At 69.6% G+C, this 9138-nt stretch carries 6 protein-coding genes; all 6 read right to left on the reverse strand.

Features of this window, described 5'->3' with window-relative positions:
- Positions 1–10: 10 nt before the first annotated feature.
- Positions 11–1597 (reverse strand): tetratricopeptide repeat protein, encoded by a 1587-nt coding sequence (locus JW876_09810; protein ID MBN1885800.1) that lies wholly within the window; start codon positions 1595–1597, stop codon positions 11–13.
- The gene (locus JW876_09815) at positions 1594–2886 is read right to left on the reverse strand and encodes an imidazolonepropionase (protein MBN1885801.1); all 1293 of its coding nucleotides are present in this window, start codon (positions 2884–2886) and stop codon (positions 1594–1596) included. Before JW876_09815 ends, JW876_09810 begins: the two co-directional genes overlap by 4 nt.
- Before the next feature lie 121 nt (positions 2887–3007).
- Positions 3008–4663 (reverse strand): urocanate hydratase, encoded by a 1656-nt coding sequence (gene hutU / locus JW876_09820; protein ID MBN1885802.1) that lies wholly within the window; start codon positions 4661–4663, stop codon positions 3008–3010.
- Between the two features lie 203 nt (positions 4664–4866).
- Complete coding sequence (locus tag JW876_09825; GenBank protein ID MBN1885803.1) at positions 4867–7128, reverse strand: DEAD/DEAH box helicase; 2262 nt, start codon at positions 7126–7128, stop codon at positions 4867–4869.
- Between the two features lies 1 nt (position 7129).
- Complete coding sequence (gene thiC / locus JW876_09830; protein ID MBN1885804.1) at positions 7130–8419, reverse strand: phosphomethylpyrimidine synthase ThiC; 1290 nt, start codon at positions 8417–8419, stop codon at positions 7130–7132.
- Positions 8420–8500: 81 nt separating this feature from the next.
- The coding region (locus JW876_09835; protein ID MBN1885805.1) for a BamA/TamA family outer membrane protein at positions 8501–9138 on the reverse strand (638 nt) is incomplete at its 5' end.

Consider the following 9138-nt stretch of genomic DNA (forward strand, 5'->3'; position numbering starts at 1 on the left):
TACGTCCGTTTCAGGATATTGTGCTGAGCTTCTTCATCTTCTCCGCGACGTCGCGGAACGTGACGTCGACGATATAGACCTCTTCGAAGTGCTCGCGGGCCCGCTCGAGCTCACCAAGCATCTCCCGGGCGAGACCGAGATTGTAGTGGATGCCGAGCGTGTCTCCGCCGCACCTGATCGCCTCGGCGAGCCCGCGTTCGAGCTGCTTGACGGCGAGCCGCGGATTGTCGAGCAGGATGAAACAGTGCCCGATCATCTCGAAACAGCTCGCCTGGAGATGCTCCGACCGCGACGCGATCTGGTACTCCTTGATCGCCTCGTTGTAGAGGGCCATCTCGAGATAGGCCATGCCGAGATCGTAATGGCTCCTGAAATCGTCCTCCTCGACGTCGCTGGTGATCTCCTCGGCGAGGCTTTCCGTGCCGGTCGGCCGGGCCGGCGCGTCGTCGGCCTCGTCGAAGATGTCGTCGAGCGAGGCGGCCCGTTCCGGCGGATCGACGGCGATGTCGTAGACCTTCCCGTTCGGCGCCGCCGCCTCGGGCTCCGCCGCGGCAACGGGGATCTCCCCGGTGCGCGATTCGCCTGGCGCCGTCTCCCCCGCGGGCGCGGCATTCCCCGCCGGGCTGGCCGGATCGTTTGACAGAGCATCCCCGGCGGGCGCAACCGGCTCGCAGGTCGCGGTCTCTCCGCCGGTCGCCGCCGGCTCGCCGGGCGCCGTCTCCCCCGCGGGCGCGGCCTGCGCGGCCGGTTCGTCGAAGGGCGAGGCCGCGTCGGGGATCTCGGTCACGCCGGGTTCCGGCACGGGCGATGATGCCTCCGGAACCTTGCCGGCGTCGGTTTCCGCGGCGACCGTGGCGTCGTCGGGCAACTTCACGGCGCCGGGTTCCCCGTGGACGGGGACGCCGTCGCCAGCAATCGGCTTTTCTCCGGCCGGCGGCCGCTGGTCGGCCTCCGACGCGATGAGGGATTCGACGTGGGCGCGATCCTCCTGGCCGAGCGTGTTCTTGAGCATCGCGAGGCGTTCGAGGTAGATCGTCGCGCGGTCGCGATCCCCGCCGGCCCGGATCCGCGAGACGAGACCGGCGAGCAGTTCGGCCGCCTCCCGGTTCCGGCCGCCCTGGCCGAGCAGTTCGGCGGCCGTCGCGGTGAGATCCTCGTTGTCGCCGGCGAGCTCGAGCATCAGATCGATGCGCTCCTGGAGCCCCGGCTGGGCCGGCTGCGGCTCGTTCAGGACACCGTTCATGTACTGGAGGAAGAAGTTCACCGCCTCGCCGGTGAATTTCTGTTTCGCCTTCAGTTCGCCGAGCTTGAAGATCGTGTCGAGCCGGTTCGGCACGACGCGCAGGATCTTCTTGCAGACGGCGATCGCGTTGTTGTACAGGGCGACCTTCTCGTAGTGGGAACTCGCCTTCTCGAAACTCGAGACCGCCTGGATGCGGTCGCCCGCCTTGAGGTAGATGTCGCCGAGCTCGTTGTAGACGTTCGGATTGCGGGACTCGAGCTGGACGAGACGGGTATACTCCTCGATCGCCTTCTCGAGGCGTCCCTTCTTGAGGTGATCCTGCGCCTTCTGCCTGAGCTGGCTCGCCTTGCTCACAGCCCCACCTCGCTCTTCTCCTCGTATCCGGGGCGCTCGGCCGCGACGGCGCCGTCCTTGAGCACCACCGCCGCGTGATCGGTTCCGGGACGCGCGGGGATCTCGCGGAAATCCTCCACGTCGTATATCACCATGTCGGCTTTCTTGCCGGCTTCCAAAGACCCCGTTTCCGATTCCCTCCCGATCGCGCACGCCGCGTTGTAGGTGGCGGCGTTTATCGCCTCTCCCGGGAGCATCCGCATCTGCGAGCAGGCGATCGCCACGGCGAGGGGCATCGAGCACGAGGGATTGCTCCCCGGGTTGTAGTCGGTCGCCAGCGCGACGGCCGCTCCCGCCTCGACGAGGTCGCGGGCCGGCGCGTAGTCGCGCGACCCGAGGCCGAAGGTCGTCGCGGGAAGCAGAACGGCGATCGTCCGGCTCGCGGCGAGCGCGGCGATCCCCGTCGATGTGATCTTCGTCAGGTGTTCGGCGGAGACGGCGCCGAGGGCCGCGGCGAGCTCGGTGCCGCCGAGCGCGACGATCTCGTCGGCGTGCACCTTTCCCCGCAGGCCGTGGGTCATTCCCGCCTCGAGTATCCGGCGCGTCTCCTCGACGTCGAAGACCCCCTCCTCGCAGAAGACGTCGTTGAATTCGGCGAGGCCGCTCGCGGCCGCCGCCGGTATCAGATCCTCGACGAGGAGGCGGACGTATTCGTCGCCGGCTTCGGCCGGCTTCTGGTGCGCTCCCATGAAGGTCCCGACGACGTCGAGGGGCGTCTCGGCACCGAGTCGCGCGATGACGCGGAGCATCTTCATCTCGTTCTCGAGATCGAGCCCGTAGCCGCTCTTGATCTCGATCGTCGTGACGCCCTGCGCGAGCATCTTCAGGAGACGGCGCCGCGAGAGCTCGAAGAGCGTCGCCTCGTCCATGGCGCGCACGCCGCCGACGGTCCGCTTGATCCCGCCGCCGCGTTTCTCGATCTCGAGGTAGGTGTCGCCGCGGATCCTGGCCTCGTACTCGTCGGCGCGGTAGGTCGTAAAGACGGCGTGGGTGTGGGGATCCACCCAGCCCGGCATCACGACGCGGCCGCCGGCGTCGATCTCGCGCAGGACGGTCATGCCGCGGATCGCGTCCCGGACGTCCCCGGCCGTTCCGACGGCCAGAATTCTGCCGCCGGTGACAGCGATCGCGCCATCGGACACCAGCCCCGGATCGGCCAGCGCACCGCCGCGCTTCGGCCCCGGCCTGGACGCCCGGCAGGTGACCAGCTGGCCGGCGCCGTGAAGCAGCAGATCGACGGACTCGGGCAAGCGCCACTCCTTGCAGAATGATAGTCCTGTGCCGGCGTAGCCGGGCAGAATGCATACGGTTACGAGCGCTCAGGATTTCCGTGAACGGGCGGGCCACCCCGCGGCGGATTCGGAACCGCCGTCAGTCGCCCAACATCGGGATGTGAAGCCCTGCATCCTTCGCTTTTTCAACGGCTATCTCGTAGCCTGCATCGGCGTGTCTTGCAACTGCTGTGCCAGGGTCACATTCGAGGCAACGGGCCACTTTCTCGCGACCCCCGGGCGTCCCGTCGGCGACGACGGCGAGTCCCGCGTGGATGGAAAGTCCCATGCCGACTCCCCCGCCGTGATGGACAGAGACCCACGCCGCGCCGCAGGCCGTGTTGAGGAGCGCGTTGAGTATCGGCCAGTCGGCGACGGCGTCCGATCCGTCGCGCATCGCCTCGGTCTCCCGGTAGGGGGAGGCGACCGAGCCGCCGTCGAGGTGGTCGCGGCCGATCACGATCGGCGCCGAGATCTCCCCCGAGGCGACGAGGTCGTGCATGGCCAGGCCGAAGGCCTTCCGCTCCCCGTAGCTCAGCCAGCAGATCCTGGACGGCAGCCCCTGGAAGGCGACCCGCTCGCGCGCCATCCTGATCCAGCGGCAGAGCGACTCGTTCTCCGGGAACATCTCGAGGGCGAGGTCGTCGGTGCGATGGATGTCCTCCGGCTTGCCCGAGAGGGCGATCCAGCGGAAGGGGCCCTTGCCGATGCAGAACATCGGCCGGATGTAGGCCGGCACGAAGCCGGGAAAGTCGAAGGCGTTCACGAGCCCGCCCTTCTCGGCCTGGCCGCGGATGTTGTTGCCGTAATCGAAGACCGCGGCCCCCTTCTTTTTCAGATCGATCATCGCGCGGACGTGCTCGACGATCGACTCGATCGCCTCGGCGATGTAGCGGTCCGGATCGACGCGGCGCAGTTCGGCCGCTTCGGCGACGTCGTAGCCGCGGGGAACGTAGCCGTTGAGGGGATCGTGCGCCGAGGTCTGGTCGGTGACGACGTCGGGAACGACGCCGCGCCTCGCCAGCTCGGGGAAAACGTCCGCCGCGTTGCCCACGAGTCCGACCGAAAGCGGCCGCCGCTCCTCTTTCGCGGCGAGGACCTTCGCGAGGGCGGCATCGAGATCGGTCTCCATCTCGTCGAGGTAGCGCGTCTCGAGGCGTCGCCTGATCCGCTCGGGATCGACCTCGACGATCAGGCAAGCGCCGTTGTTCATCGTGACGGCGAGCGGCTGCGCCCCGCTCATCCCGCCGAGCCCGCCGGAAAGGACGAACCGGCCCGCGAGATCGCCGCCGAAATGCTTCTTCGCGCATGCGGCGAAGGTCTCGTAGGTGCCCTGGAGGATCCCCTGGGTGCCGATGTACATCCACGAGCCGGCCGTCATCTGGCCGTACATCATCAGCCCCTTGCTCTCGAGCTCCCAGAAATGCTCCCAGGTCGCCCACTTCGGCACGAGGAGCGAGTTGGCGATGAGGACGCGCGGCGCGAGCTCGTGGGTGCGGAAGACGGCCACCGGCTTTCCCGACTGGACGAGCATCGTCTCGTCGTTCTCCAGGTTCCGCAGCGTCTCGACGATCTTTTCGTAGCAGTCCCAGTTCCGCGCGGCCTTCCCCCGCCCGCCGTAGACGACGAGCTCCGCCGGGTTCTCGGCGTTCTCGGGATCGAGGTTGTTCATGAGCATCCGCAGCGCGGCCTCCTGGAACCAGCCCTTGCAGCTGATGGTGGCGCCCCGCGGCGCCCGGATCTCTTTCGACGTCATCAGACACACCTCCGAATCGGATCAGGTGTTCAGCGTAACCATATCTATACGCGCACGTTGCGCAACATTATCCGTCGCATCGGCAGGTCGTCTCATGCTACCGCGTTTCGGGCGCGAACACAACCGTAAAGACGCGATGGCCCCGGACGCGACGCCGCTGAAAGCGGCCGGGCCCGGTTCGAGGCGCGCCGTGCGCCGGCATGTCACCGGCGAAACCACGCCGCGGCCCGCTCGACGAGGGCCTCCTCCCCTGCCGGGCGCTCGGCGGGAACGGGCAGCGCGTCGAGGATCGTTCGCCCGTAGAATCGTGCGTCGATCCGCGGGTCCATGATCACGACCACTCCCCGGTCGTCGCGCCGCCGGATCAGCCGTCCCATTCCCTGCCTGAGCCGCCGGATCGCCGCGGGGAGAAAGAGACGGTGGAAGGGATCCTCGCCGAGCGCCCTCATGCGTTCGGCGCGGGCCTCGACGATCGGCTCGGACGGCACGGGGAAGGGCAGCTTCGGGATGACGAGCACCTCGAGCTCCTCGCCGGGGAAATCGACGCCTTCCCAGAAGCTCGCCACGCCGAGAAGCGTCGCGCCGGGCTCTAGGCGGAGCCGCGCGGCGAGCGCCTCGCGGCCGCACCCCGGTTCCTGGACGAGAACGGGGCCGGGCAGTTCCTCGCCGGCGAGCAGCCTCGCCGCGGCGAGACACATCCGGTAGGAGGTGAAGAGGACCATCGTCCGCCGCCCGAGGCGCCGGGCGAGCATCGCGACGACGCGCGCGGTGTCGTCGGCATGCTCCGGCGCGTTCGGATCCCGCCCGTCGCCGTGCAGAAGGAGCAGGCAGTTGTCCGCCGGATCGAAGGGCGGCGCGGGAAGGAGCGTCCGCACCTCGTGGCGGGTGAACCGGACGCCGAGCGTCTCCATCGTCTCGTCGAAGCGGTCGTTCCGGGCGAGGGTCGCCGAGGTGAAGACGGCGGCGCGCACACCGTCCTCGAGGAAATCGGCGAAGATCCGGTCGACGGCGATCGGGGATCCGCGGAAGGCGGCGATCCGCCCGGCGCCGTCCCGCTCGATCCAGTACACGTCCTCCTCGCCTCCCGGGCCGGCGAGGTAGCGCAGCGCGTCGGCGAGCTCCGCGACGGCCGCCGCCGCGTACCCGACCTCCCCCTGGAAAACGGCGGCCGCGCCGCCGACCACAGGTTCGAGCATCGGAAGAAACGAATCTCTCAACTTGTTGCAATCATGATAAATGCCATCAAGATCGTCGCGCACCATCGCAAAGGTCTCCTCGCCGTCCCGGTACCGGATCCGCCGCTCCCGGACCGCGCCGCGTACCTCGGTTTCGAGGACGGTGAAGAGCCGCCGGTAGCGTTCGCGCAGCGAGGCGGCGAACGGCGCGGCGCCGGCGAGCCGCGCCTCCCAGTCCTCCCCCCGCCGCGCGACCGTGAGGTCGTTGAGGAGGAGCTTCCACGCGTCGTTGCGCCGCCCCAGCGGCGAGACGGGCTCGAGGATGCGGTCGAGATCCTTCGATCCGGCCGACACGGAGAGGGTGTCGGTGACGCATCCCTCGATATGGTGCGCCTCGTCGAAGATCACGCGGTCCCAGGCGCCGAGGAGGCCGCCTCCCTGCCGGTAGTCGGTGAAAAGCAACGCGTGGTTGACGAGGAGGATCGCCGCCTCGCGGGCGCGCCGCCGCGCGGCGATCAGCGCGCATCCGGCCGCGTGCGGGCAGGAGGAGAGCGTGCAGCGGCGCGGCGCGGCGAGAGAGGCCGGATCGACTCCCCGGGGAAGCCCCGCGAGCTCGTCGACGACCCCCTCCGGCGCGAGGGCCGCGGCGATGGCCGCATCGAGCGCCTCGCCGGGCCGGTCGGAGAGCCGGAGGACGGCGGAGAGGACGTGCCGCGCGCAGAGGTACCGTTCGCGCCCCATCAGCCGCTCGACGCGCACGTTGCCGCCGATCGCCTCCCGCACGATCGGGATCTCCCGCGAGAGGAGCTGTTCCTGGAGGTTCCGCGTGTGGGTGGAGACGACGATCCGCTCTCCGGTGGCGAGGTGGTGGAGCGCGGCCGGCACGAGGTAGGCGAGTGACTTCCCCGTCCCCGTTCCCGCCTCGACGAAGAGGACGCCGCCCTCGTCGAGCACGCCGGCGGTCGCGGCGGCCATCTCGAGCTGGCCCGGCCGGCGCTCCCCGAGCGTCCTGAAGAGGCGTTCGAAGACCTCCTCGAGCGTGGGAAGGGACCCGGGCGCCCCGCCCTCTCCGCCCGCGGGCGCCGTCTCGCGGCGACGCGGCGCCGAGGCGGCCTCCTCGATCGGGTTGCCCCCGGGAACGCCCGCGGCGCGGGCGAGATCGAGAAGCATCGACGCGGGCACCGGCCCCACGCGGAGGCAGGCGACGAGGCCGGAACGATCGGGAAGGATCCCGCCGGCGGAACGGAACGCCTCGAAGAAATCGGCCGGCGTCGACGAACGCCCGGCCATCTCAGACCGTCTCGTCTTCGGAGCGGCTGCGCATCGTCCCGCGAATGGCGCAGAACTCGCCGCACATCGAGCAGAGTTCTCCGCTTTCGTCGGCGCTGCGGTCATAGAGGGCCTCGGCCCGCTCCGGATCGATCGAGTTCTCGAGAACGGTCCGCCAATCGAGGACCGCGCGGGCCCGCGAAACCGTCCGGTCCCACTCCGCGGCCCCGGGGATCCCCCGGGCGATATCCCCCGCGTGCGCCGCGATGCGCGCCGCGATGACGCCCTCGCGCACGTCCTCCACCGACGGCAGACGCAGGTGCTCGGAGGGGGTCACGTAGCAGAGGAAATCGGCGCCGTGCCAGGCGGCCACGGCGCCACCGATCGCCGCCGTGATGTGGTCGTACCCCGGTGCCACGTCGGTGACGAGCGGCCCGAGTACGTAGAAAGGGGCGTTGCGGCAGACCTTCTTCTGGAGCAGCATGTTGGCGGGAATCTCGTGGATCGGGACGTGCCCCGGCCCCTCGACGAAGACGGCCACGCCCCGCTCCCGCGCGCGATCGACGAGCTCGCCGATGACGAGCAGCTCGCCGACCTGCGCGCGATCGGTCGAATCGGCGATCGCGCCCGGCCGGAGCCCGTCGCCGAGGCTCAGGGCGACGTCGTGCCGGCCGGCGATGTCGAGAAGCCGGTCGTAGTGCTCGTAGTAGGGGTTCTCCCGGTTGTTGTGGACGATCCACTGGAGAAGGAAACAGCCGCCGCGGCTCACCACACCCGCCGTCCGCGTCCGGGCCACCCCCTCGGCGAGTCGGCGCGTGAGACCGCAGTGGATCGTCATGAAATCGACGCCGTCCTTCGCCTGGCGCTCGATCACGTCGAAGAAGTCGTCCGCCGTGCAGTCGACGAGGCCGCCGCCCGCCCTCGTCTTCTCGACGACCGCCTGGTAGATCGGCACCGTGCCGACGGCCACCTCGCACTCGGCGAGGATGCGGCGCCGGACGGCGTCGATGTCGCCGCCCGTGGAGAGGTCCATGACGGCGTCCGCCCCGGCGTCGACGGCCGCGCGGAGCTTCTCGAACTCGACGTCCGCGTCCTTGTGGTCGGGGCTCGTGCCGATGTTCGCGTTGGTCTTCGTTTTGAGGCCCTCGCCGATCCCGATCGGCCTCGAATGCTTCCGCGCATAGCCCGTGAGCACGACCCGGCCGTCGGCCACCAGCCCGCGGAGCCGTTCCGGCTCCATCCCCTCGTCACTCGCCACCCGCGCCAGCACGGGGCTGATCTCTCCGGCGCGCGCCTTCAGCACTTCTGTCACGTCGGTCGCCTCCTCTCGGGTACCATCGAAAAGCGCCTTATTATAGTCGCCCGGCCCTGTCCCGTCAAGGCGACCCGGGAATCAGAAGGACTGCCGGAGGGAAATGTGGATGCGAGTGTCGTCGAGTGACAACCGCTCCCCCACGCCGAAGGAGAGCTCGATCACGCCGAGGGGCGAATCCGATCGGAGCCCGAACCCGGCCCCGTTCTTCGCCGTCCATCCCTCCCCCTCGACGAAGAAGGCGCCCGCGTCGTCGAAGAGGAAGACGCGCCCGTCCCCCGTGAGACGGTATTCGGCGGAGAAAAGGGCGATCCGTTCGCCGCGGAACTGGTTTTCGCGGTACCCCCGGAGCGTCGTCGCGCCGCCGAGCGGATACCGTTCGGCCGGCTCGATCAGCCCGGAGGCGAAGACCCCCTCGCCGAGAACCCGGAGATGCAGGAGGCGTCCCCAGCCGATCGGCACCGGCCCTGCCGCCTCGGCGCGCGCGAGGAACTGTCCCTCCCCCGTCGATCCGCCGGCGACGAGATGGTTGCGCTTGTGCGCGCCCTCGACGTGGAGACGGAAGACAGACAAACCGCCGGTCCGTTCGACCCCGAGCCGGTACCGCTGCCTGACGCTGCGTTCGAGCGCCCCCACGCCGGGAACGTTCCGGTCGACGGCCGCTCCCGCCGAGACGGCCCAGTCGGGGCCGATCGGCCACGTGAAGTAGATCCCCCCAG

The sequence above is a fragment of the Candidatus Krumholzibacteriota bacterium genome (assembly GCA_016931295.1).
In the GTDB taxonomy this organism is placed as follows: Bacteria; Krumholzibacteriota; Krumholzibacteriia; order Krumholzibacteriales; family Krumholzibacteriaceae; genus JAFGEZ01.

What these genes read in the sequence shown, in the direction of transcription:
- hutU (MBN1885802.1), bottom strand. Translation starts at nt 4,663, where the DNA reads ATGACGTCGAAAGAGATCCGGGCGCCGCGGGGCGCCACCATCAGCTGC.
- JW876_09825 (MBN1885803.1), bottom strand. Translation starts at nt 7,128, where the DNA reads ATGGCCGGGCGTTCGTCGACGCCGGCCGATTTCTTCGAGGCGTTCCGT.